Raw genomic sequence first — 23,367 nt, 5'->3', positions numbered from 1 at the left:
TATTCCTTCCATGCATTTCAATAAACTGATTATTCTAATCCTTTGCTGGACAGCCTTTTCCTGTTCCAAAAAGAAGGTTTTGCAGGATTATCAATTTGATTTACTAACCTCCGAAAAAACGGGCATTGACTTCTCCAATACGCTCAAACCAACCAAGGATTTCAACATTTTCTACTACATGTATTTTTACAATGGCGGTGGCGTTGGAGCGGGTGATCTGAATAATGACGGGCTTGTCGACTTATGCTTCACGGCGAATCAGGAATCCAACCGGATTTATCTGAATAAGTCGGGATTGAAGTTTGAAGATGTTACCGATAAAGCCAATTTCAAAGGAGGCAAGGGCTGGTCCAATGGGGTATCGATTGTGGATATCAACCAGGACGGCATGCTGGATATTTACATCAGCCAGGTCGGTGATTTTCAATCTATGAAGGGCCATAATCTGCTTTTTGTTTGTCAGGAAATTACAAAAGAAGGCATTCCGGTTTATGCCGAAAAATCAAAGGAATACGGAATGGATCTGGTCGTTTTTGGCACGCAGGCGATGTTTTTCGATTTTGATCTGGACGGTGACCTCGATATGTTCCAGCTGAATCATTCGGTACATCAAAACGGGACATTCGGTAGGCGGGCGTTATTTGAAAATACGTACCACCCGCTGGCTGGCGACAAACTTTTCAGGAATGACAGCGGAAAGTATGTAGAAATCACTAAAACGTCCGGTATTCACAGTTCTGTATTAGGTTATGGCCTGGGATTGGGCGTAGGAGATATCAATTTCGACGGCTTTCCGGATATGTACATTGGAAACGACTTTCACGAGGACGATTACCTTTATATCAACCAGAGAAATGGCGGTTTCAGGGATATGACGGACTCGTCGCTGATGCATACCAGTCAGTTTTCGATGGGCGTGGACATTGGGGACCTCAACAATGATGTCTTCCCGGAAATCGTGTCGCTGGATATGCTGCCTTCTGATTATGAAATTTTGAAAAAATCGGAAGGAGAGGATGTTTATAGCATTTTTAAATACAAGATCCGGCAGGGGTATAATTACCAGTTTGCGAGAAACAACCTGCAATTCAACAACGGAAACGGCACTTTCAGCGAGATTGGAATGTATGCGGGGATCCATGCGACGGACTGGTCGTGGGCGGCGCTTTTCTCCGATTTTGATAATGATGGGTTAAAAGACCTTTTCATTTCCAATGGCATTCCTAAGCGGATGAATGATACGGATTACATTAAATTCGTGTCGGATGATGTGGTTCAGGAAAAAATCAGGAATCAGAATTTTGACGAAAATGATCCTGGATTGGCGGATAAGCTGCCCGAAATCAAGCTGTTGAACAAGTTTTTTTCCAATCAGGGTGATTTAGCATTTAAGGATTTGGCCGGAGTGATCCGCAATGATAAAGTCTCCTATTCCAATGGGTCAGTATATGCCGATCTCGATAATGATGGCGATATGGACATTGTGACCAATAACATCAATGAAAAGGCATTTGTATATGAAAACCTGAGTGAGAAAAAGGCTGTTAAAAGCGATTTTACAAGATTATACCTCAAAGGAGCGCCTGGCAATTTGAATGCAATTGGTACCAAATGCCTGGTATTCAAAAAAGATAAGACATTATCCTTCGAAAAGTTTCCAGTCCGAGGTTTTCAGTCGAGCATGGAAATTCCTTTGAACATTGGTTTTGGGAAAAAAACGGAAGTGGATTCCATGCTAATCATCTGGCCGGACAACCATTATCAAATATTAAAACCGACTGATTTAAAGGATTCAATGTCAATTTCTTATAAAGCAAATCTTCCTGTTTTTGCCTATCAGAAATTCAAGGATAGCAAACAAAGCAAATCCTATTCATATGAAGATATCGCCGCCAAACTAGGCGTCGACGTCCGCCACGAGGAAAATAATTTCATCGAATTTGACCGCAATTCACTCATTCCGTTCGAAGTAACCGCAGACGGCCCGGCTCTTGCCATTGCTGACATTAATCACGACGGACTCGAAGATATTTTTGTAGGTTCTTCAAAGAAACTGCCTAACCATTTGTTTCTCCAGACCACCGCAGGGAATTTCAAAGAATCCCTGCAACCTGCTCTTTTACAGGATAGTACTTACGAGGAAGTTGATGCGGAGTGGACGGACGTAAATAAAGATGACCATCCGGATTTGATAGTGGCAACGGGAGGCAATGAATATGGCAACAATTCCGAATTCCAGATGCCGCGAATTTATCTCAATGATGGAAAAGGCAACTTAACCGTCAAATCAGATGCATTTTCAAAGATTTTTGTGACTGCTTCCTGCATTATCCCATTTGATTTCACGGGCGATGGCATCACCGACCTTTTCATTGGCGGTCGCGCCGTTCCGCTGAATTATGGCGAGGTACCTAAGTCCCATTTGCTGAAAAATGACGGCTTGGGCAAGTTCACGGATGTTACCCAACAATATGGGAAGGAATTGTTATCCATTGGATATGTCAAAAACGCGAAGCTGGCGGATATGGACAAGGATGGCGATCAGGATTTGGTGCTTGCTTTGGAATGGGATGGGATATGTATCATGCAAAACGATGGAAAGTCTTTTTCCAAGATAATGCTGACCGATAAAAAAGGCTGGTGGAATTTTGTCATGCCGTATGACTTCGATGGGGACGGTGATGTGGACATCCTGGCCGGAAACCTCGGACTAAACAGCCGACTCAAAGCAAATACCGAGCAGCCGGTGAAAACGTATATCAACGATTATGACGGGAATGGCCGGAAGGAACCGATCCTGACTTATTACCTGAATGCGCAGGAGGTACTTTTCCCGACCAAGCTGGAAATGGAAAAGCAGATTCCGATGATCCGTAAAAAGTACATTTATGCAACCGAATTTGCCAAGGCCAGCACGTCTGATTTGCTTGGGGAGGAGAAATTAAAAGAAGCCCAAGTTTTATATGCTGATTATTTTCAAAATGCAGTTCTGGTCAATGACGGCAAAGGGAATTTTCAGGTAAAAGCATTGCCATTCAAAGCACAATGGACGCCATTTTACGATGCACAAATTATCGATGCGAATGGCGATAAACTGCCGGACGTGCTGATTATGGGGAATTTTTACAATTGCAACATTCAAATGGGTCGCTATGACAGCGACTTTGGAACGGTACTTATCAATCGCGGCAACTGCAATTTCACGCCTGAACCGTTGAACGGTTTACAGGTAAAAGGTCAGGTAAAAAAGCTTCGGAAAATCAAGCTGAAAAATGGTGAGGCAATTGTTGCGGCCAGAAATGACGACAAGCTTGTAGTGATTAGCCGGAAGAAATAATTAGAAAGTAAAGTTATAAGCTATGGTCGCAATGGGAGCGGCGAAAATATTGAGCTTATAACTCTTGGTTACCGCGTTTTCTGTTTTGAAAAACACAGAATAGGCATTTTTTCGGGCATATACATTGTAGACAGAGAATGTCCAATGTCCCTGCCATCTCCTGTTCTTCATGCTCGGATTGTAGATATTCCACGCGAAATCCAGTCTGTGGTAATCCGGAATACGTTTGTTGTTTCGCTTATCGTAAAACGGATAAACATTATTCTGGTAATTGATAAATCCAATCGGCTCAGTATAAGGCCTTCCCGTGCTGTATGCAAATGTAAATCCAAATGAATTGTGGGTGTCTACGGTAATATCTAATGAAGCATTGAATGTATGCGGCTTATCGTAATTGGCTGGGTACCAGCCGCCCCGGTTAACCAGCTCGATCAATGCAGCGCCATTATCTACAATGTTGAGCGACCGGGCATAAGTGTAATTTGCCCAGCCTTTGGTGATCCCTTTCTTTTTGGACAACATTGCTTCCAGTCCATACGATTTGTTCCTTCCCTGGATCAATTGCGTTTCAGGGAAGCGCTGCAAAAGGAAATCCGCGCCGGGTTTGTAGTCAATGATATTATTAGCATTTCGATAATAACCTTCCAGAGAAACCTCGTAAATGTTATCGCTGAATGACTGATAATAACCGGCCGTAAACAAATTGCTGATCTGCGGTTTGATGTGCGTATCGCTTGTTTTCCAGCGTGAAGTCGGAATGGGCGTGGCAGTATTGGAAACCACCTGAATATACTGCCGCATCAGATTATAACCGAATTTAAGCGAAATCTGGTCGCTCAATGCATAACGCACGCCTAATCTCGGCTCAAAGCCTCCGTAAGCCTTGGTAACTTCTCCCTTACCAAATATGGTGGAATCTGTCACAGAAAACTCATCCCGCGGCTGGCCAGCAACATAATGCCGCACGACAGACTTTCCCACAGACATAAAATACGAATAGCGCAAGCCAAAGGAAACGGCAAATTTCTTCGAGAAATTGATTTCATCGTCGACATACCATGCCAATTCATTGGCTTTTTCGGTTGGGGTAGCGATTAAATTTACACTTTCACTGGCACCTGGATACAAAGTGCCAGGTTTGATCACATATTGCGTCGCGACCAGGCCGGTTTCGAATTTGTGATTGGAAAGCTGGTAGTTAATATTGGATTTCACCTGTCGCTGCTCCGTGGACGACCGTAATTTGACCACATTACCAGTAGACTTTTCTGATGTTCCAATGTCAGGGGCGTATTTTGCGTAAATAGCGGTGGTTTGCAGATTCAGTTTTGGCGAGATCACATGCAGCCAGCGCAGCATCGAATTGGTGGTAATGTGTTTGTAATAGGTATCGTTTCCAACAACATTAGGTAGGTTCGTCAGCAAGTCCGTTTTGAAATAATCGTCGCTGTAATAACCCATCCAGGTCAGCGTATTTTTGTTATTGATCTTAAAAAACGATTTCGCCGAAAGTTCGCCAAACCGGGCGCGGATGTTAGTCAGCTGCTTGTCCAGTTTTGGCAGAATAAAATCATTAAAAGCGCCTCTGCCTGCAATGTAGATGCCCAATTTGTCTTTAACAATCGGTGCGTCGATGAGTAACCTGTTAGAAATGAGACTAATCCCACCCGATATTTTCATTTTATCCAGATTCGGGTTTTTGGTAGAAATATCCAACACCGAAGCAACCCTACCGCCAAATCGCGCTGGAACGTTGCCTTTGTATAAGTCCAGATTATTAACCGTATTGGGTGGAATAACCGAAAACAGTCCAAACATGTGAGTAGGATTGAAAATGGGCGTGTCGTCCAATAAGATCAGCGTTTGATCCGTCGTCCCACCTCGGATATTAACCCCGTTTGAGGCTTCTCCCACACTGGAAACGCCAGGCAGCATTTGCAGGCTGCGCAGTATATCAAGCTCTCCAAATGCAGAGGGCAGCTTTTCCAAAGTTTTGATATTGATCTGCAATGATCCTAAAATCGGTTGCCGGATCGTCTGATCAAAACCCTTACTCGTAATGATCACTTCTTCCAATTGACTGGAAGTAGTGGTCATAAGTACATCAAAATGAACCATTTGCGTCCCATCTTTAATAAATTTACGAAAGGATTCATAGCCAACATGCCGGATCACAATCACATGATCCCCGGAAGGTAACTCCAAAGAAAAATTCCCTTTCTTATCAATCTTCGCCGCCGACCAATTGCGACGATAATCCACAATAATACTCGCATCAGGCAAGGGCGCCAAACTAGCCGAATCCCGAATCGTCCCCGTAACCATTACCCCCTGTGAAAATCCTGGTATTAAGGTAGTCAGTAATAAAAGCAAAATGTATAGTTTACTCATTCGTGTCTATTCGCGGTCCGCCGCGCGGTGCATTCGTGGCTAAAAAAGATCACTGCGTCCACTTCCAATCCTTCGGCAAAAACGGTGTCCTCGACCGACTATTTTTACAAATCGCCAAAGGAACATAAGGCCGCTCCGGCGACCGTTCTTCCAGGATCGGATCGCGGTTATGTACGGTTTTGAAAAGCTGGTTAAGCACCGCCGCATTCTTAATGTTTTTTCGCCAAAGCATGGTTTTATATTCGGCCACTGAAGAAGCCGTGAAAAAACCAATGATCAGTTCGTTCTTATCCTCTACATTCACCACATTACCCTGAATCGGAGCAGGCGGCGTATCCGCCAATGTCCCCGAATTAACAGCCTGATCCTGAATCAATTTCAAAAAGCGGTAAGCATTGGGCGTAAGGGAATTCTGCTGCAGATTTACAAGACAAGGATTAGATTGAAGCAATGGAATCCGCGCCACCATTTTATCTTTCTGGCTCTGCCCGTTGGTGTAAGTATCCGCGAAAATGTTGATATCGGTACTGTAAAAAATATCCCAGCAAAGATCTTCACAGGTATAATCGAAAATGTTATTCGGTTTCAATGTGAGGTCTTTAAAACAATCCCCATCCACGCCATTTTCAGTTTCAAAAAGATAATATTTCCCCTGATTGCAGGTAGTACAGGTTTTCTGAATTTCCCATAACGTCCATTGCCAGCGGTAAAAATTCTTTTCCCCTACCGGATCATCAAAATCAAGATAAATGTCGTTGCTAGGCGTGTATTCCCCGTAATATTCGGAAAGTCTGGGAATGCCTGTTGGGTTAAAAACATCATAAGCCCGCGTAACAGGCGTCACGGGCAACATAGTTTCAGAGGAAGATTCATAAGTTTTGCCATTCTCGGTCCGGAACTGGATCTGATAAGAATTACCCACTTTTCCTTTGAATGAGATAGGCAACTGATAACTGCCCGGATCGGTTTCGGTGAGATCAAATGATTGCGAGCCATTCACCACCACTTTCACTTTTGCATTGGAAAGCGGCAATGTTGAAAGCCCTTTTGTCCAGATCGTCTGCGTAAATTCCGAGCTCCCATTTTCTGCCTCAGGATTTGTTTTCGCCAATGTAATAATCTGCGGGCCATCCATATCCGTAACCACACCATCCACGACAATGTATTCTTTTGCGCTCCCAAAGTCAACGCTATAAGGCTCAACGCAGGCTGCCAGGCCGGTGAATAGGAGTGTGAAAATCAGGAAAAGCCTGTAATTCATAGGTTATTCAATAATTATTGACTTCGCGGAAAACTTTCCCTCCGCGTTTTTCAGTTTCAAAATGTAAAGTCCGTGCAAGTTTGTAACATCAACTTTGGAATTCAGCAACGCTCCCTGGGACTGCATTCCAAGCGGCTGCTGAAGAACATTCCTTCCGGATGAATTGAAAATTTCCAATGTATAATCTCCCGAGTAAGGAATTGTTGCTTTTACCGTTAATGGCGTTTGCGGCTGACTTGGATTCGGGTAAACCATCAATGTATTTTCATCAAAACGGCTCTCAATGCCTGTTACCACAGACAGACCATCTCGCAGAATGGTAATGGTTGACTGCGCTTTACAATCCCAATCGTAACGGATCTTCAATTGTTTGGCCAAGTGATCATAAAATGCAGATCCATTTTTAAAATCAGCAGACAGATAAACGACCGGAAACGGCTTACCATTTAATGTGACCGAAAGTGGGGGAGAAGTCAGGTTTTCAACTTCCAATAACATATTTCTTATCGTTAGCGATTGGGCATAATTCTTCCTTCTCTGGACTGTAATTTGAATGGTGTCTTCGGAAACATACCCGTTAAAATCAATCAGTTCATGCTTTCCATTTGCTAACGAATTACGATCTTTCCCATCGTCATGATACATCGTGAATGCAGAAACAGGAACAGAAATATCCTGAAAGAATTTGACAGATAAACTATCGGATGTATAGTAATCTGTTGATTTAATGGACGTTGAAGCCGACATTGGAATGAAGCTGCCTGCTTTGGCATAAACCGGAATGTCATTGACGGTAAGGTTCGGGAAAATGTTGGCATTGCCATTGAACGGCGCATTGTTCCAAAAATCAAACCATTTGCCGGGTGGCAAAACGACTTTTCGGGACGGCATACCATGCAAAAGTACCGGGGCGATCAGCAGATTTTCCCCGAAAAAATATTGGTCGTTGATGTTGCCCAATGCCCTGCTATTGGTGAAATAGTCCATCGGCATACAGATAGGTCTGCCTGAAACACTGTTTTTCCAGGAGAGCGAATAAATGTACGGGAGGAGCTGATAACGAATGTTGAGATACTTTTTTACGGTACTGTAAAAAGGCTCCGACAAATTAAACGGCTCCACATTGGACCTTTGACCATGTGATCTCAAAACCGGCGTGAAAGTTCCAAATTGGAACCAGCGCAGATCAAGCTCTTCATCTTTTTCCGTCTTGTCCGACATCGTCGCAAAGCCTCCCACATCCGAATGCATATAACCAATGCCTGACATCCCTGCCTGGATAATAATGGGTATTTGCAGGCGAAGACCTGCCCAGTAACGCGCCACATCGCCACTCCATGGCAGCACGCCATATCGCTGCGAACCTGCCCAGCCTGAGCGGGTGAGATTGAATAGCCGATCGTTTGGGAAATCTCTCTGATGTTGATCAAAGATATTTTTAGACCAGAACAAAGGATAAAAATTATGTATCTGAGACGCTGTTCCCAATGCATATAGGGCATCCATTGGGTCGTAATCCGGCTCAATTTTATCCGTCCACCAGCCTGCTACGCCCTGTGCGGCGAGCCTTTTGTATTGTTGCCAAAGCCAGTTTTGTGTGGCAGGTTTGAAAATATCAAGCAAGCCTACCGTCCCATTCCAGATATCCTGGGTGTAAGTCGAATTTGTTCCTGGTTTTTTGGCAAAAAGCGATAATGATTCAGCAACACGGAAATTGAACGATTTAGTCGTAATGTAAGGATCGGTGATCAGGATCGTTTTGACTCCTTTGGCTTTCAGTTTCCCAATCATATCGGTCGAATTCGGCCACTTTTGAGCGTCCCAGTCGAAGTTTCCCATGGTCGTTTCATCGCCGTACCAATACAGGTCCAATGCCAGCGCGTCCAGCGGGAAACCTTCACTTTGCAATTTTGTCACCGCTACGGTCGCCTCACTTTCATTTTTGTATCCGAATTTGGATTGGATATATCCCAGTGCCCAGCGCGGAGGCAAGGGTTGTCTTCCCGTAAGTAAAGTGTAATTTTCAAGGATTTCGTCATTGGTATCCCCATTAATAAGGTAATAAACCCATTTTCCTGCGCTTTGCGACTCAACCGTCATTCGGGTTGAATCGGTTGCACCCACATACACGCGCATTGCACCCGGCATATTACTATCAAACAGGATCCCATATTTGTGGGAAGAAACGAGGAATGGTACATTGAAACTTTGAGCCAACCCGGTCGCCTGATCATAATAAGCAAATTCCCAGGTATTGTAAAAGTCGAAAGCCTTGCGGTTGAGATCGGGGCCAAATGGACGGCTTCCTGCGCCGTGATACACATCTTTTGGATTAATTTCAAAGCCAATATTGACAGAATCCCGAACCTGCTGGAATCCTTTTACTTCTTTGATTTTAATCTCATTACCATCTTTCAATGCAACGGAAAGCGGAAACTTGTTGATTTCCAGCGTGCATTTTTCCAGATTGATCAAAATGGCCGTTTTTGTTTCTATAATATTGTCCGGAACGTAGGATGGCAACAGGACAACGGTATAGGAACTGTTAAGAGCGGTTTTTCCGGAAGGAATGGTTTCAATCCTGAAAATATCGCGGGTAAATGTGGTGATTTTTAGATTTCCCCTGCTTCCGCGGATCAGCAGGGTTTGTTGTAATTTTTGGTAACTGATAAAATCGCCCGCTCCCTGCCCAAACGACGCTATACTTTGCAGGCAAAAGATCAGGACAAAGAAGTATTTGTATTTCATAAACTTAAATCGACCGGACCCAGCCCCTCCATCCTAAATTTAAGTCAAATAAAACAAAATTACCTTCCTATTGTTTAATTATTTATGCCCGGAAAAGAAGGGATGATGGCTTTATATTTCGAACAAAAAGGAAATTTGTGCGGCGAGCTGACGAAAATATTGATCGTACCTGTATCGGAAGCTGGTGTCAAATTCGCCAAAGACTTCGCTTTTTTGAGGCGTATTATTCACCTCATTTTCATTCTGAGGCCGCCGAAGTATTTTTGTATACATGCCACGCGAATATTTGCCCGAAACATCGACGAGCATATTGCGGCCGATTCTGTGTTTCAGGCCAAAACCACCTTCTATTGAGACCAGGTAGTTTTTTAGTGGTGAAGTTGATGTGCGAAAAATAAAAGTCTCTGTCTGAGGATTAGTATTTGTGAACTTCGCCGACAGGGTAAGCTTATTTTGGGTCATTATCGCAATTCCAGGGCCTGCAAAGGCATATACTTGGAGACGACTCTCAGGATTCAATACATACTGTAACGCAAGATCGAAATGAATGCTTCGAAATGAATAACCATTTAACTTTACTTTTGGGTCAAATTTTTCGGGTATCAAAATTGAAGCATTACCCTGAATTTTATAAAAACCGACATCATCGATAAATAAATCGCTGTGGGAAACGCTGTTGCGAAGGATACCGAGGCTGATGAAGATTTTAGGAAATAAACCTACACCTGCCTGGATTCCAAAAGGAAGGGAATTATCACGGTAAAATTTACTCTTAACCCAGTTGAAATTACCGTTCCGTGCAAATGCTGCTGTTTCTAGGGCGGTTCGATTACTAGCAAATCCGACATTTGGCCCGATATAGAAAGATTTTTGGGCATTTGATTTTGAAAAGTAAGATCCCAAAACAAAGCATATCAGCAACAGCCTTAAAAAGGTCATAGTAATCGATAATTATTTCATCTAATAAATCGTAGTGACCGCAGATATACCCTATTGTGGCCAATAATTATTCTACATACTCTCAGTCTTCCCACCATCAACCGGCAAATTGACCCCACTGATACTGCCCGCCGCCGGACTGCATAGAAATGCGACTGCCGCCGCAGTTTCTTCGGGAAGCGTAAATCTTCTGATTGGAATACTCTCTTTCATTTGATTTGCAATTTCGTCGACGGACTTACCGGAAGCTTTGCTTCGCATTTCCAGAACGCTATCCAGACGAGATGTTTCCGTGAATCCGGGAAGTACATTGTTGCAGGTAATGCCATATTGGCCAAGTTCAAGCGACAGTGTTTTGGACCAGCTTGCTACGGCACCGCGAATGGTGTTTGAAACCCCCAATCCCACAATCGGCTGCTTTACGGAGGTGCTGATAATGTTCACAATCCTCCCGTAACCTTCCCTTTTCATCGACGGCACCACAGCCTGTACGAGAATCTGGTAATTAATCAGGTGCATCTGAAAAGTTTTCAAAAATTGATCTGTTTCTGCTTCAATGATGGGGCCGCTGCCGGGTCCTCCTGTATTATTGACGAGGATATGCACCTCGGGACAAAGGCGGAGGTAATTGTCAACAGCCTTTTGAACATGCTGATTATCAGCGAAGTCAGCGACAATGTACCGATGCAGCTGGCCAGCCGAGATATCCAGTAGCTCGACCAGTTCGCGCAGTTTCTCTTCATTTCTGGCAACCAGTGTAACATTGGCTCCAAGCAATGCCAATTCTATCGCCGATGCGAGCCCGATTCCCTGGGTGCTTCCACAAACCAATGCCGTTTTTCCGGTCAGATTAAGGTTCATAATTTTTTGTTTTTAATGGTATTTATAAGGCGGTATTTCAAGGATTTTAGATTTTTTAACTCCAAACTTCGCACATTTTTCGGCTATCTTTGCGGTTTATTTTTCAAAATAAGCAGTTGAAATGTCTAAAAAAATCCAATCCGCGCTGATTTCTGTGTACTATAAGGACGGCCTTGAACCGCTTGTCCGCCTGCTGCACAATGAGGGCGTCAAACTGTATTCTACCGGCGGCACTCAGACTTTTATTGAAAATTTGGACATTCCTGTAACCGCTGCGGAAGAACTTACAGGGTATCCGTCCATTTTTGGCGGAAGGGTAAAAACCCTGCATCCGGCCATTATGGGAGGGATCCTTTATCGCCGCGATGATGCCGGAGATGTTGCCCAAGCGCAACAATATAATATTCCTGCCATTGATATGGTCATTGTCGATCTATATCCTTTTGAAGAAACCCTGGCGTCGGGTGCCGGTGAAGAAGATATTATTGAGAAAATAGACATCGGGGGCATTTCCCTCATCCGCGCTACTGCAAAGAATTTTAAAGATACGCTGATTGTTTCTTCGCGCATTCAATATGCAGAAGTGGTCGAATTACTGACAGCCAAAGCGGGATCTACGGATCTTGAAGACCGTCGCCATTATGCAGGTCTGGCATTTTCGATTTCTTCCCATTATGATGGAGCTATTAATGTATTCTTTACATCTGGACAAGAAAAAACAGATAAAGAACTGTTCGATTTCAAAAGCTTGTCGTCCCAACCCCTGCGTTATGGTGAAAACCCACACCAGAACGCCAGGTACTATGGCGACCTGGACGGGATTTTTGACAAATTACATGGTAAAGAGTTATCCTATAACAACTTGGTTGATGTTGATGCCTGCGTAAACCTGATCGATGAATTTGCTGGCGGCGACCCCACGTTTGCGATTATTAAACACACCAATGCTTGTGGGATCGCTACGGCGGCTACTGCCAAAGAGGCTTACGACAATGCATTAGCTTGTGATCCTGTTTCCGCTTTTGGCGGCGTGGTGATTACCAATGTCAAGGTGGATCTTGCGACAGCTCAGGAATTGAACAAGCTGTTTATGGAAATCCTGATTGCCCCTGAATATGAGGACGAAGCGTTAGAGCTTTTGAAATCAAAAAAGAACCGGATTTTGCTGAAACGCAACCAGGTAGATCTGCCTCAGATTATGTTTAAAACCATTTTAAATGGGGTACTTGTTCAGGATAAAGACCTCTCGGCGGAGGTTGCGTCGCAATTCACAACCGTAACTGAAAAAGCGCCAACGGCAAATGAGCTGACTGCGTTGGAATTTGCATTGAAAGTCTGTAAGCATACAAAATCCAATACGATCGTTTTAGCAAAAGAAAACCAGCTTTTGGCAAGCGGTACCGGCCAGACTTCCCGGGTAGACGCATTGAGACAGGCTATAGATAAAGCAAATGCATTTGGTTTTGACCTGAATGGCGCAGTAATGGCCTCGGACGCTTTTTTCCCATTTCCTGATTGTGTAGAAATCGCCAAATTAGCGGGTATCACTTCGGTAGTACAGCCGGGCGGCTCCATTCGTGATAAAGATTCGATAGAATATTGTAATGCGAATGGGGTTTCAATGGTCACTACTGGAATTCGGCATTTCAAGCATTGATATTCCCTTTGAAAAACCCACCTCCAATCAAAAAGCTCATCCTCCGCTCCGGAAAGCTTCTGTTGATTGGAGTTTCTGTTTTGGCAGCAAGCCTCTTCATCTTATATCCCCAAATCTTTTATTGCGAGCTCATTCGCTTCTCTGGTTTTAACTCCGAAAATGACAGTGTTTATTTTAGCCCTGAGATAAACAAAAAGCATTACAAATCGCTAAAAAACATTATCCTGCTTTCAGAAGCCCGTATCGACTCATTTTATTCGGGAAGAATGTCCAGGCCGGTTATTATTCTTTGCAATAACCCACAAGAATATGAACGCTATTGCAGCAGTACGGAAGGCGCTGGCTGCAGTTTGGGAACGCCCTGGCGAGATTCCTTTGTGATCCTGAATTCTCAGGGAATCAATGCAGACGTGATCAGCCACGAAATGAGCCATGCCGAGTTACTGGCTCAACTAGGCTGGTGGAAAACCACAATGCAAATTCCACAATGGTTCAACGAAGGAATTGCGCTAATGCTCGACCGCCGGTTTGTCGCCAACCCCGACCCGGCTGAGCGTTATCTTGAATACATGGACGAATGGCAATACTACACCCGTGGCGGCCAGGAAATATTAGAACTCGACAACATTGCTTCGATCAAAGGATTCTTCAATGGCAGCCCGCAGGATGTGATGCTCGCGTATATGTCGTCCGGGATGGAGGTGTCTTACTGGCTTACCTTGTCAGGAAATGCAGGGTTACGCAATCTGATCCGCAGAATGGATGCCGGAAATAGCTTTGAGAAATCGTATAAGAATGCGGAAATAAAGACGCGGATCAGTTACTATAGGAAATTACCCTCCAATCCCCTTCGTTTACCAGATTCTGCAAAGATATTACAGTAAAGCTTCGCAAATATTTAATTGTACAAACAAAAAAGGCACTTGTACTATTTTCGGAAAATAATGTACCTTTCGTTTTATACCGTTAACCTCATCCATTCATCTATTTTATAATTTGAAATGCAGCAATTACAAACCCTGGATTATATTGTCTTCTTCTTCTACTTCATTTTAGTCTCCGGTTACGGTTATTGGATTTACCAGCGAAAAAGATCTACCGTTGCGTCTACCAAAGACTTTTTTCTCGCAGAAGGCTCCCTTACCTGGTGGGCGATCGGGGCGTCGTTAATCGCTTCTAATATTTCCGCAGAGCAATTTATCGGCATGTCCGGGAACGGATTTTCCATGGGTTTGGGGATTTCCACCTACGAGTGGATGGCAGCAGCAACGCTTGTGATCGTGGCTGTTTTTTTTATGCCGATTTATCTGAAAAACAAGATCTACACCATGCCCCAGTTCCTCAGCCAGCGGTACAACCCTACGGTGAGCCTGATCATGGCCGTTTTCTGGCTGGCGCTGTATATTCTGGTTAACCTTACTTCCATTTTGTATTTGGGTGCACTGGCAGTTTCTGGTATTTCAGGCCTTGATTTTCAGTTTTGTATGATTGCATTGGCCGTCTTCGCCATTATCATTACGGTTGGCGGGATGAAAGTGATCGGTTATACCGATGTGATCCAGGTATTCTTCCTAGTAATCGGAGGTTTGGCAACTACTTATCTCGCGGTGAACCTTGTTTCCGGTGCTGATGGCATCGATGGCGTATTAAGTGGGATTAAGATGATGCGCGAAAATCATGACGACCACTTTCATATGATCTTCCCGAAGACCAGTCCTTTTTATATGCAATTACCCGGTCTGGCGGTTCTGCTTGGCGGTATGTGGATTGTGAATTTAAACTATTGGGGCTGTAATCAGTACATTACCCAACGTGCTTTGGGTGCGGATTTGAAAACTGCGAGAAACGGTATCCTGTTCGCAGCGTTTTTAAAATTGCTGATGCCTGTGATCGTGGTATTACCTGGTATTGCCGCTTATGCATTGTACAGCAAGGGAATGTTCCAGGCCGAAATGCTTGGCGCTGATGGTTCTATTAATGCAGATAAAGCTTATCCTGTGTTGCTCAATCTACTTCCTGCCGGACTAAAAGGGCTTTCTTTCGCTGCCTTAACTGCCGCGGTAGTTGCTTCGCTGGCCGGTAAGGCCAATAGTATTTCAACAATTTTTACCCTTGATATTTTTAAAAATTACATTGGCAAGAACGCCGATGAGAAGACACTCGTAAAAATTGGGCGTTTGGTAGTAGTGATTTCAATGATCCTGGCGATTCTGGTCTCACCTTATATGGGAATAGATAAAAAGGGGGGATTCCAGTTTATCCAGGAAATGACCGGGTTACTTTCTCCGGGGATTTTCGCTTCGTTCATTATGGGTTTCTTTTGGAAGCGGACGAACTCGGCAGGGGCTTTATTTGCGATTGTCGGCGGCTTTCTTATTGCACTCGCGATGCATAACAATTATTTCCCATTCGCCGACTGGACCCAGGTTCCGTTCCTGGATCGTATGGGCCTTGTATTCTTGATCTGCGTTGCGGTAATGTTTATTCTCGGCTTGGTATTGCCCGACGAAAAGAAAGGTTTGGCTATCGACGCTTCCATGTTCATGCCACATCGCACTTTTGTGATCGGCGCGTTGGTTGTGCTGGCGATTATTATCTTTTTATACAGCCATTTCTGGTAGAAATTCCGATATCGTTCAAACAAAAATGGCCCGATATCGGGCCATTTTTGTTTGAGAAAACTTGCTATTAAGCTTCTTCTTCGATCACTGTAATCTTCTGGATTTTATCTCCCTGGCGAAGCAGGTCTACGGTATCAACACCTTCGACTACTTTTCCAAAACAAGTATGATTTCCATCTAAATGCGCCGTGTTAGTGCGGCTGTGACAAATGAAGAACTGAGAGCCGCCCGTATCACGGCCAGCATGGGCCATAGATAAAACACCGCGATCATGGTATTGATTACCACCGCTCAGCTCGCATTTGATCTTGTAACCAGGGCCTCCACGGCCAGTACCCGTAGGATCACCACCCTGAACCATGAAGTCAGGGATAACACGATGGAAAATTAATCCGTCGTAAAAGCCTTTTTTAGAAAGGTCAACAAAGTTTTTCACTGCAATAGGCGCATCCTGATCGTAGAATTCAATCAGCATGGTCCCTTTATCGGTGATCATTTCCGCTTTTGTCATATTTAAAGAGAGTATTTGGTAAATGGAAAGTTGTTTCAGGTGTGAAACAGGAACGTTATAAAAACACAAAGAAAAGAATAGTGTATCCTTTTCTTTGTGTCGCTTTTAAATAAAATAATGATGGTTATGAGTCCGACGAGGATTTTGCCAATTGGATCTGGGCTTTTTTCTCCTCCACTTTAAAATCGGCAAGACGGTCGACCACGTCCCCGCTTCCCCATTCCCGGCTTCTTTCCGGATTAGAGAACCATTCTTTTACTGCAAGCAATTTGTAGATATACCTTGCTGTTTCTGAATTTAAACGAAGTTTGAAATAATCATCCTTGTTCTGCGAGTCCATTTTATTTTGGATGTGGGTTGGTCCTGCGTTATAGGCAGCAGCTACCAATGTCCATGATCCGAGCTGGCGGTGCAGATTGCGAAGGTACTTGCCCGCAGCATGTGTCGATTTGGTGAGATGTTTGCGATCGTCCCTGGTGTCATTAATTACCAGTCCTAATGCTTTTGCGGTACCAGGCATCAGCTGCCAGTACCCTACTGCACCTTTTCGTGACGTAACATCGTCATTCATGGCGCTCTCTATCAGAGGAATATATTTGAAATCGGCTGGTACTCCGTACTTTTTTAGAATGGGTTCAATAATCCGCATTCTTTTTTTTGTCGTGGTCATCAGCTTACGAAAGGTGGGGTTGTCGTAATTTCTGATCATGGTTTGATATCGCTCGGCAATTCGAAGCTCCGTTAATGGGATGGCTTCGCCACAGAAGTCAATAGCAAGAAGATCTGAATCTATAATAGTAATTTCTTTCAGTTCCTTCTTTTCCACCTCCACCTCGCTCACGGGTGATTCCCCCATTATTGCAATTGAGAAGGCCATAAAGATAAGTCTAATCATTCATTTGATATTTCGTGAAACATATGATTTAGGGCTTTGCCCAAAGTGCAAAGATAACGGAGTTTGTATTAAAAAAATTTCATTTTTGAGTAAAAATCTGATTTATAGGCAATTATAAAAAGATTTGTAGTATTAATTCAATATTTAGCGATTTGGTGTTTCACGGCGAAGGCTTCGAAAATCCTTGTTAACCGAGCGAAAATTGAAATTTTGATTGGGAAAAACATCTTGTCGCCAAATGTAAACCCTGAATAAAAATAGGATTTTATCGAGATAAAGTTATTTATGGATAACCTTTTGAGTTGATAATCAGATATTTACGAAAATTTTCATGCTTGAAAATGCCGCATTCTCAGCAAAAAGTCAAAAATTTTGTAAGAACTTGTGTAGAAGAAGAGTCTATATGAGGAATATTTTTTGAGTATATGATGTATTAACTTGCGAATTCCGACCGCATTTTCATCTTTATGGTTACTGTTAACGAGGCTAAGCAGAAAGTTATTGCCAATAGCAAGGTTCTATCAATCGAAACGAGAGGTCTCGCGGATGCTCTGGGTTATGTTCTGGCTGAGGACGTTATCGCGACCATTTCGTTGCCTTCGTTCCGGCAATCTTCCATGGACGGCTATGCAATCATTCACACAGATATTGTTAAAAATGGGACAATCCTGAAACTTACTGGCGAATCAAAAGCGGGGCAAACGGAAGTTTCTGAGATGATTAGCGGAAATGCGATCCGGATATTTACAGGCGCGCGGGTTCCCGCAGAAGCTACGGCTGTGATTATGCAAGAGCATACGTCATTGGTTGAAAATGAAATCGTTATCAATGAATTCCCGGTATCAGCTGGGAAAAACGTGCGGGAAATTGGCAGACAAATCAGTGAAGGTGCGGTAGCATTAACTCAGGGTACTTACCTCTCTCCCGGAAGTATCGGCTTTTTGCAGGGCATGAATGTTAACCAGGTGACAGTATTCAGAAAGCCGAGAATTGGCTTGCTATTAACAGGCGATGAATTGCTTAAAGTGGGCGAGCCCTTGGTTGCGGGGAAGATTTACGAGTCAAATTCGGCCATGCTCATTGCAGCATTATCGCAGGAAGGCATTTTTGATATTGAGTTAAAATACGCAGACGATGACCTGGATTCTACTATTCAAGCGTTCAAGGAATTGACCGAAAACAATGATGTGATCCTGGCTTCAGGTGGAATTTCAGTCGGCGATTATGATTTTGTGGGTGTTGCTTTGCAGGTAATCGGCGCCGAACAGGTGTTTTACAAAGTGAGGCAGAAGCCTGGTAAGCCGCTGATGTTTGGGAAAAGGGAAGAAAAACTATTTTTTGCGCTTCCTGGGAATCCTGCTTCATCGCTTGTTTGTTACTATGAGTACGTGCTTCCAGCCATCAGGATCATGACCGGGCGAAAAGATCCTTTTCTCAGATCCTTGAAACTGCCCAGTAAATATGCATATTCGTTTGACGGTGAGCGGGATGAATTTTTGAAGGCGCTTGTCGAAGGTGACGAGGTAATGCCATTAGACGGACAGGAATCGTTTGCATTACGCTCGTTTGCTGTTGCTAATGCCATTATTTACTTACCGGTAAGCCAAAGTAAAGTGGAATCGGGAGAGTTGGTGGAAGTTCATCTGCTTCCTTTTTGAAATATTAATCAAAATTAAGACATGAGTGTTCATATCACATACTTTGGAATGCTGGCAGAAATGGCCGGTCAGGCTGACGAGGTTTGGACAATGGATGAGCAATTGACGGTAGGTAAGTTCCGCGGTTTGTTGTTGGAGAAATATCCTTCCATGCGTGAGAAGAAATTCAAGATTGCCGTTAACCAAAAAATTTCGGAGGATTTTGTACCTATTGAGCTAGCAGCTGAAATAGCGGTATTGCCGCCATTTGCAGGCGGTTAATATTGACAATCATTAAAACATGTGAATGGAAAAGATCCATAAGCCTAAAAAAGTATTTGTGCAGGGCCCGATAAGTCCGGACTTTGTATCAAAGTCCATTGCCAGCCATCAGTCCAAAACGACGATTGGTGCACATGCTATTTTCCTTGGACAAATCAGGGCCGATCAGAAAGATGAGGGAATTGTAACGGGCATTGAATACTCCGCTTATGAAGAAATGGCTGAAAAAACCTTTCATGCAATTCGTGAAGCGGCTTTCGCCAAATTTGAGTTGACATGCCTGCACATTTACCACAGCCTTGGCATCGTTCCCACTGGTGAGATCAGCCTTTTTGTCTTTGTATCCTCCCCCCACCGCCGCGCCGCCTTCGAAGCATCCGAATTTATTGTAGAAGAAGTCAAAGCCAACGTCCCGATTTTTGGAAAGGAATTGATTGGGGATAAAGGAGAGTACGTTTGGAAGGAAAATGGATGATGAACTTCGGCCGTCGGCCATCAAAGGCTGACGTACATTCAATCATTCACTCATTCAAAATTCACTCATTAACTAATGGTCGACATTACCCATAAAACCAATACCCTGAGAATTGCAACCGCGCAGGCCATTGTCCAGGTGAGTAAGCCCGAAACGATTGCAGCTATTGAAAGCAGAAATGTCCCAAAAGGGGATGTTTTTGAAATGGCCAAAGCGGCGGGATTTTTGGCGGTAAAAAAGACTCCGGACCTCTTGCCGGATTGTCATCCGATACCTATCGAGTATACTGCTGTAAAATATAGGATTGAGGAATTGACTATCATTATAGAACTAACTGTCAAAACAATATACAAAACAGGCGTCGAAGTGGAGGCTATGCACGGTGCATCCGTGGTGGCACTGACCATGTACGATATGCTCAAACCCATCGATAAAGGTATTGAGATCAGGAATATCAGGTTATTGGAAAAAAAAGGCGGAAAAAGTGACCGGAAAGCTGTACCTGAACATCTCAAAATCGCGGTAATTGTTTGTTCAGACAGCATCTCGAAAGGAATTGGAGAAGATAAATCCGGCAAAAAAATTATCGAAAAATTGGAAACGATAAAGTTGTCCGTGCAAGACTACAGTATTGTGCCGGATGATAAAGTGAGCATTCAGGAAAAGATAAGTTCACTTTGTGCAGCCGATTATCAAATGGTTTTAATTACGGGCGGAACCGGCCTGTCGCATCGGGATGTTACCCCAGAAGCGGTTGCCGAATTACTCGACCGCGAAATTCCCGGAATAGCCGAAGCTGCACGGAGCTACGGACAGGAAAGAATTCCAACTGCCATGCTTTCGAGGTCCGTTGCAGGTTTTGCAGGAGAAACATTCATTATCACGATGCCCGGTAGCACAGGCGGCGTTATAGAATATATGGATGCCCTTTTTCCACAAGTTTTGCATGTTTTTAGTGTTTTGGAAGGAAACAAGCATTGATAATTTTGAAAGTATAAAATGTCATTACCGATAGTTGACACATTTGGACGTAAACATACTTATCTGCGCATTTCGCTGACGGATAAGTGCAATTTGCGTTGCACCTATTGCATGCCCAAGGAGGATATGCAGTTTATGCCTTCCAAATGGTTGATGCAGGCCGATGAAATACAGGCATTGGCTGAGATTTTCGTGGATATGGGTGTTGACAAAATCCGGCTTACCGGCGGTGAACCGTTGATCAGGAAGGATGTTGGACAAATTATCGAAGAATTGGGTCAATTGCAGTCTTCCCTTACGTTGACTACCAATGCGGTTTTTGTTGACCAGTTTATCGGCACGCTAAAAAACTCTGGGGTTCGCTCGCTGAATGTCAGTCTGGATACATTACAAGAAGAGCGGTTTTACGCAATTACAAAACGCGACCATTTTAGCAAAACATTAAGTAACATCAGGCTTTTACTTGCAGAGGGTTTTATTGTGAAAATCAATATGGTCGTCATGAGAGGCGTGAACGATGATGAAGTGAATGACTTCGTCGGACTTACGCTCCGTGAACCCAACCTGCACGTGCGTTTCATTGAATTTATGCCCTTCAAGGGTAATCAGTGGGATATGTCTAAAATTATTTCCTATGCTGATTTACTTACTTCCGTTAAAAGTGAATACGACTTTGTACAGCTGGCAGGAGATTCGCATGATACGGCACATACTTTTCAGGTAAATGGAGGTGCGGGAACATTCGGTATTATTGGAACTATAACCCATCCATTTTGCGCCGGTTGCAACCGCATTCGCCTTACTGCTGATGGAAAACTAAAAAACTGTCTTTTCGATACGTCCGAAATCGACCTTCTGACACCATTACGACAGGGTAGTGATGTGCGTGACCTCATTTATTTGCATTTCCACAAAAAACATTTTGCATATGGCGGCCATGTCAATTTTTCCGAGAAGCAGGCCAAATCTGAGTATGAGCAAAACAGGAATATGATAGCAATCGGGGGCTAAACCATTCGACCCGTGAATTTAGCCGTCTAAATATTGTATGCAACATGGCCTGAATAGGTTACATCATTGGTGAAAATCTCAATCCTTTTTACCAATCAAACCTTTGAAAGCCATGCAAAACTTGATGAAAACTCTTGCTATTGGAGCATTTGCAATCCTGACGCTGAACGACAATCTCTCAGCAGCACCCATTGAACTTAAAGAATGTAAAAACAATACCTGTGAGAAATTCAGGGTAGGGATGTACCGCGTTAATGACACGGTTACAATGAATCTTTTGATAGAAAAGGAAAAAGGAGATCGCCTGGCTATTCGGCTGCTGGATCAAAAAGGGAAGGTTTTGATGGAGGATATCGTACCAAGAAATATAGATAAATTAGGCAGAAAGCTGAATTTCTCTGAGATAGAAGATGGCATTTATACGTTGGAAGTGGCCAACGGTACAGAGAAGGTGGTGAAAAGTATTTACTTATCTACCAGTGAAGTTCGTGAAGTAAACCGCACGTTGGTTGGAGTTAATTAAGGTTCAAAATGATCTGCCAGACGGATGCAGCATTCGTCTGGCATTTACTCGTTTGCTTCACTTCCGTGCGGTCTCTGAATAAATTTTCCCCAGAGTAAATCAAAAGTAATTTTCACCCAAATCAGAATACAGGGCACTGCTTTGATCACATAGGGTTTCATCCATTCGTTTCTCACAAATTTTGGAAAAAGATCGGTAGGAGATAATGTGGTAAAGACAAACGCCAGCACCAGTAAAATGTAGTTCTCTTTGGAGGGATATTGCGAATAATACCACAATGCCACACCGCCGATTGCAATAATGAAGGTTGCAGACTCGGCCCGATGGTTGAAAATAACCACCCAAATGAGGATGGAGGAAAGTATAAGGGTCCGGAATACGAAATTTTGATATTGTTTAATTCTTAAAAGCGGCAGACAGAATAAAAATACGCCAGCAACGCTAACATATGTTTTATTAATATTCCAGCCAAACCATGTTGTTAGCCAGCGTGTTACAGACAACCCAGCTGAGAAAGATTGATCATCGGATAAGAGACTAGCCCAGCTTTTATAGAGAAAAATAAATTGGTCACGATCAACAACTACGAGAGGCAGGAGTGTAAAAATCACAGCCCAAAATGCCGTTGTGTAAGTCAGTTTGAGTTTGTTGGGATAAAGTAAGTAAAGCGCCAGGCCGACAATGCCAAACAGCTTGATGAAGATTGTCGAAACCAGGCATAGCGAGGCCATCCAGTATTTCCGTCTTTCCAAAAAGCCAAATGTAAATAGCATTAAGCCAGCCATTAGTGCGTTACTCTGCTCATTCTGGACGGTGGTAAGCAATTCCACCAGCATAAAAACAAATATCAATCCTTTGGTGCGGATATCGGTTCTTGGCAAATAATAAACCGAGGAAAAGAGGACGACTGCATTAATAATGTTCCAGAGTGAAAGTCCCAGGACATCAGGGAGCACTGCTAAAATTCCAAAAATTAACGCGAACGTTGGGCTGTATTTAAAAAAATCACCCTGCTCATCCAAAAAAGGCAAATACAAATCCTTGTCTTGAATCAGGTGAAAAAAGGATAGCTTGAAAATGATGTAGTTGTTATAAGTGGTGTAAAGTTTCCCTCCTTCAACGAAACTTTTCAAGCCTCCAAAATAGGATTGCAAACTTGCAAACAGCGCAATGCTGAAAAAAACAAAAAGTATAGCCCGGGGATTTACTAAAAAGCGGTTAATGGCATTCATATAGT

18 protein-coding genes are annotated in these 23,367 nt (G+C 43.4%); 10 read left to right on the top strand and 8 right to left on the bottom strand.

The features are described 5' to 3' along the window. Nucleotides 1-10: 10 nt before the first annotated feature. Nucleotides 11-3,337 (top strand): VCBS repeat-containing protein, encoded by a 3,327-nt coding sequence (locus FHS68_RS23920; protein ID WP_167276031.1) that lies wholly within the window; start codon nt 11-13, stop codon nt 3,335-3,337. Here the strand turns inward: FHS68_RS23920 and FHS68_RS23915 are convergent, their stop codons facing one another. From FHS68_RS23915 to FHS68_RS23895, 5 genes are all read right to left on the bottom strand, one after another. After that, a complete protein-coding gene (locus tag FHS68_RS23915; RefSeq protein ID WP_167276028.1) occupies nt 3,338-5,728 on the bottom strand; it encodes a TonB-dependent receptor in 2,391 nt (796 codons plus the stop codon). It abuts the gene before it with no gap. Between the two features lie 49 nt (nt 5,729-5,777). Continuing rightward, nucleotides 5,778-6,989: a DUF4249 domain-containing protein gene (locus tag FHS68_RS23910; protein WP_167276026.1), complete on the bottom strand. Its 1,212-nt coding sequence runs from the start codon at nt 6,987-6,989 to the stop codon at nt 5,778-5,780. Between the two features lie 3 nt (nt 6,990-6,992). After that, nucleotides 6,993-9,737, bottom strand: coding sequence for a TIM-barrel domain-containing protein (locus tag FHS68_RS23905; protein WP_167276023.1), 2,745 nt, complete (start codon nt 9,735-9,737; stop codon nt 6,993-6,995). Between the two features lie 111 nt (nt 9,738-9,848). After that, complete coding sequence (locus FHS68_RS23900) at nt 9,849-10,676, bottom strand: hypothetical protein (protein ID WP_167276020.1); 828 nt, start codon at nt 10,674-10,676, stop codon at nt 9,849-9,851. Between the two features lie 72 nt (nt 10,677-10,748). Continuing rightward, on the bottom strand, nt 10,749-11,537 hold the full coding sequence (locus FHS68_RS23895) for an SDR family oxidoreductase (protein WP_167276018.1): 789 nt from the start codon (nt 11,535-11,537) through the stop codon (nt 10,749-10,751). A 121-nt stretch (nt 11,538-11,658) separates the two neighbouring features. On the opposite strand from FHS68_RS23895, the gene purH reads away from it, so the two are divergent. From purH to FHS68_RS23880, 3 genes are all read left to right on the top strand, one after another. Further along, nucleotides 11,659-13,194 (top strand): bifunctional phosphoribosylaminoimidazolecarboxamide formyltransferase/IMP cyclohydrolase, encoded by a 1,536-nt coding sequence (gene purH / locus FHS68_RS23890; protein WP_167276015.1) that lies wholly within the window; start codon nt 11,659-11,661, stop codon nt 13,192-13,194. 8 nt (nt 13,195-13,202) lie between these two features. Next, the gene (locus tag FHS68_RS23885; protein WP_208408426.1) at nt 13,203-14,078 is read left to right on the top strand and encodes a hypothetical protein; all 876 of its coding nucleotides are present in this window, start codon (nt 13,203-13,205) and stop codon (nt 14,076-14,078) included. 117 nt (nt 14,079-14,195) lie between these two features. Further along, nucleotides 14,196-15,815, top strand: a complete 1,620-nt coding sequence (locus FHS68_RS23880) for a sodium:solute symporter family transporter (protein ID WP_167276013.1) — start codon at nt 14,196-14,198, stop codon at nt 15,813-15,815. Nucleotides 15,816-15,882: 67 nt separating this feature from the next. Here FHS68_RS23880 and FHS68_RS23875 read toward each other — a convergent pair whose 3' ends face one another. Together FHS68_RS23875 and FHS68_RS23870 are read right to left on the bottom strand one after the other, a co-directional pair. Next, nucleotides 15,883-16,326, bottom strand: coding sequence for a peptidylprolyl isomerase (locus tag FHS68_RS23875; protein ID WP_167276011.1), 444 nt, complete (start codon nt 16,324-16,326; stop codon nt 15,883-15,885). Nucleotides 16,327-16,450: 124 nt separating this feature from the next. After that, complete coding sequence (locus FHS68_RS23870; RefSeq protein ID WP_167276008.1) at nt 16,451-17,221, bottom strand: lytic transglycosylase domain-containing protein; 771 nt, start codon at nt 17,219-17,221, stop codon at nt 16,451-16,453. A gap of 467 nt (nt 17,222-17,688) precedes the next feature. On the opposite strand from FHS68_RS23870, the gene FHS68_RS23865 reads away from it, so the two are divergent. The 6 genes from FHS68_RS23865 (at nt 17,689) to FHS68_RS23840 (ending at nt 22,130) form a co-directional block, all read left to right on the top strand. Further along, nucleotides 17,689-18,879 carry a molybdopterin molybdotransferase MoeA gene (locus tag FHS68_RS23865; protein WP_167276006.1) on the top strand — a complete coding sequence of 397 codons (1,191 nt, stop codon included), beginning with the start codon at nt 17,689-17,691 and terminating at the stop codon, nt 18,877-18,879. A 21-nt stretch (nt 18,880-18,900) separates the two neighbouring features. Continuing rightward, on the top strand, nt 18,901-19,140 hold the full coding sequence (locus FHS68_RS23860; protein WP_167276003.1) for a MoaD/ThiS family protein: 240 nt from the start codon (nt 18,901-18,903) through the stop codon (nt 19,138-19,140). A 25-nt stretch (nt 19,141-19,165) separates the two neighbouring features. Further along, nucleotides 19,166-19,615, top strand: coding sequence for a molybdenum cofactor biosynthesis protein MoaE (locus FHS68_RS23855; protein WP_167276000.1), 450 nt, complete (start codon nt 19,166-19,168; stop codon nt 19,613-19,615). A 75-nt stretch (nt 19,616-19,690) separates the two neighbouring features. Beyond that, on the top strand, nt 19,691-20,596 hold the full coding sequence (gene moaCB / locus FHS68_RS23850; RefSeq protein ID WP_167275998.1) for a bifunctional molybdenum cofactor biosynthesis protein MoaC/MoaB: 906 nt from the start codon (nt 19,691-19,693) through the stop codon (nt 20,594-20,596). Nucleotides 20,597-20,614: 18 nt separating this feature from the next. Then, complete coding sequence (gene moaA, locus FHS68_RS23845) at nt 20,615-21,607, top strand: GTP 3',8-cyclase MoaA (RefSeq protein ID WP_167275995.1); 993 nt, start codon at nt 20,615-20,617, stop codon at nt 21,605-21,607. A 124-nt stretch (nt 21,608-21,731) separates the two neighbouring features. Further along, entirely contained in the window at nt 21,732-22,130 is a 399-nt protein-coding gene (locus FHS68_RS23840) for a T9SS type A sorting domain-containing protein (protein ID WP_229212046.1), read from the top strand. Nucleotides 22,131-22,174: 44 nt separating this feature from the next. Here the strand turns inward: FHS68_RS23840 and FHS68_RS23835 are convergent, their stop codons facing one another. Further along, nucleotides 22,175-23,362, bottom strand: a complete 1,188-nt coding sequence (locus FHS68_RS23835; RefSeq protein ID WP_167275990.1) for a glycosyltransferase family 87 protein — start codon at nt 23,360-23,362, stop codon at nt 22,175-22,177. Between the last annotated feature and the right edge of the window lie 5 nt (nt 23,363-23,367).

Source organism: Dyadobacter arcticus (assembly GCF_011762185.1).
In the GTDB taxonomy this organism is placed as follows: domain Bacteria; phylum Bacteroidota; class Bacteroidia; order Cytophagales; family Spirosomataceae; genus Dyadobacter; species Dyadobacter arcticus.
Note: the sequence above shows the minus strand (reverse complement) of the source record. Positions and strands in the feature narration are given on the sequence as shown.

Coding starts and splice junctions, on each gene's coding strand:
- FHS68_RS23920 (WP_167276031.1), top strand. CDS start 11: ATGCATTTCAATAAACTGATTATTCTAATCCTTTGCTGGACAGCCTTT.
- FHS68_RS23915 (WP_167276028.1), bottom strand. CDS start 5,728: ATGAGTAAACTATACATTTTGCTTTTATTACTGACTACCTTAATACCA.
- FHS68_RS23910 (WP_167276026.1), bottom strand. CDS start 6,989: ATGAATTACAGGCTTTTCCTGATTTTCACACTCCTATTCACCGGCCTG.
- FHS68_RS23905 (WP_167276023.1), bottom strand. CDS start 9,737: ATGAAATACAAATACTTCTTTGTCCTGATCTTTTGCCTGCAAAGTATA.
- FHS68_RS23900 (WP_167276020.1), bottom strand. CDS start 10,676: ATGACCTTTTTAAGGCTGTTGCTGATATGCTTTGTTTTGGGATCTTAC.
- FHS68_RS23895 (WP_167276018.1), bottom strand. CDS start 11,537: ATGAACCTTAATCTGACCGGAAAAACGGCATTGGTTTGTGGAAGCACC.
- purH (WP_167276015.1), top strand. CDS start 11,659: ATGTCTAAAAAAATCCAATCCGCGCTGATTTCTGTGTACTATAAGGAC.
- FHS68_RS23880 (WP_167276013.1), top strand. CDS start 14,196: ATGCAGCAATTACAAACCCTGGATTATATTGTCTTCTTCTTCTACTTC.
- FHS68_RS23875 (WP_167276011.1), bottom strand. CDS start 16,326: ATGACAAAAGCGGAAATGATCACCGATAAAGGGACCATGCTGATTGAA.
- FHS68_RS23870 (WP_167276008.1), bottom strand. CDS start 17,221: ATGATTAGACTTATCTTTATGGCCTTCTCAATTGCAATAATGGGGGAA.
- FHS68_RS23865 (WP_167276006.1), top strand. CDS start 17,689: ATGGTTACTGTTAACGAGGCTAAGCAGAAAGTTATTGCCAATAGCAAG.
- FHS68_RS23860 (WP_167276003.1), top strand. CDS start 18,901: ATGAGTGTTCATATCACATACTTTGGAATGCTGGCAGAAATGGCCGGT.
- FHS68_RS23855 (WP_167276000.1), top strand. CDS start 19,166: ATGGAAAAGATCCATAAGCCTAAAAAAGTATTTGTGCAGGGCCCGATA.
- moaCB (WP_167275998.1), top strand. CDS start 19,691: ATGGTCGACATTACCCATAAAACCAATACCCTGAGAATTGCAACCGCG.
- moaA (WP_167275995.1), top strand. CDS start 20,615: ATGTCATTACCGATAGTTGACACATTTGGACGTAAACATACTTATCTG.
- FHS68_RS23840 (WP_229212046.1), top strand. CDS start 21,732: ATGAAAACTCTTGCTATTGGAGCATTTGCAATCCTGACGCTGAACGAC.
- FHS68_RS23835 (WP_167275990.1), bottom strand. CDS start 23,362: ATGAATGCCATTAACCGCTTTTTAGTAAATCCCCGGGCTATACTTTTT.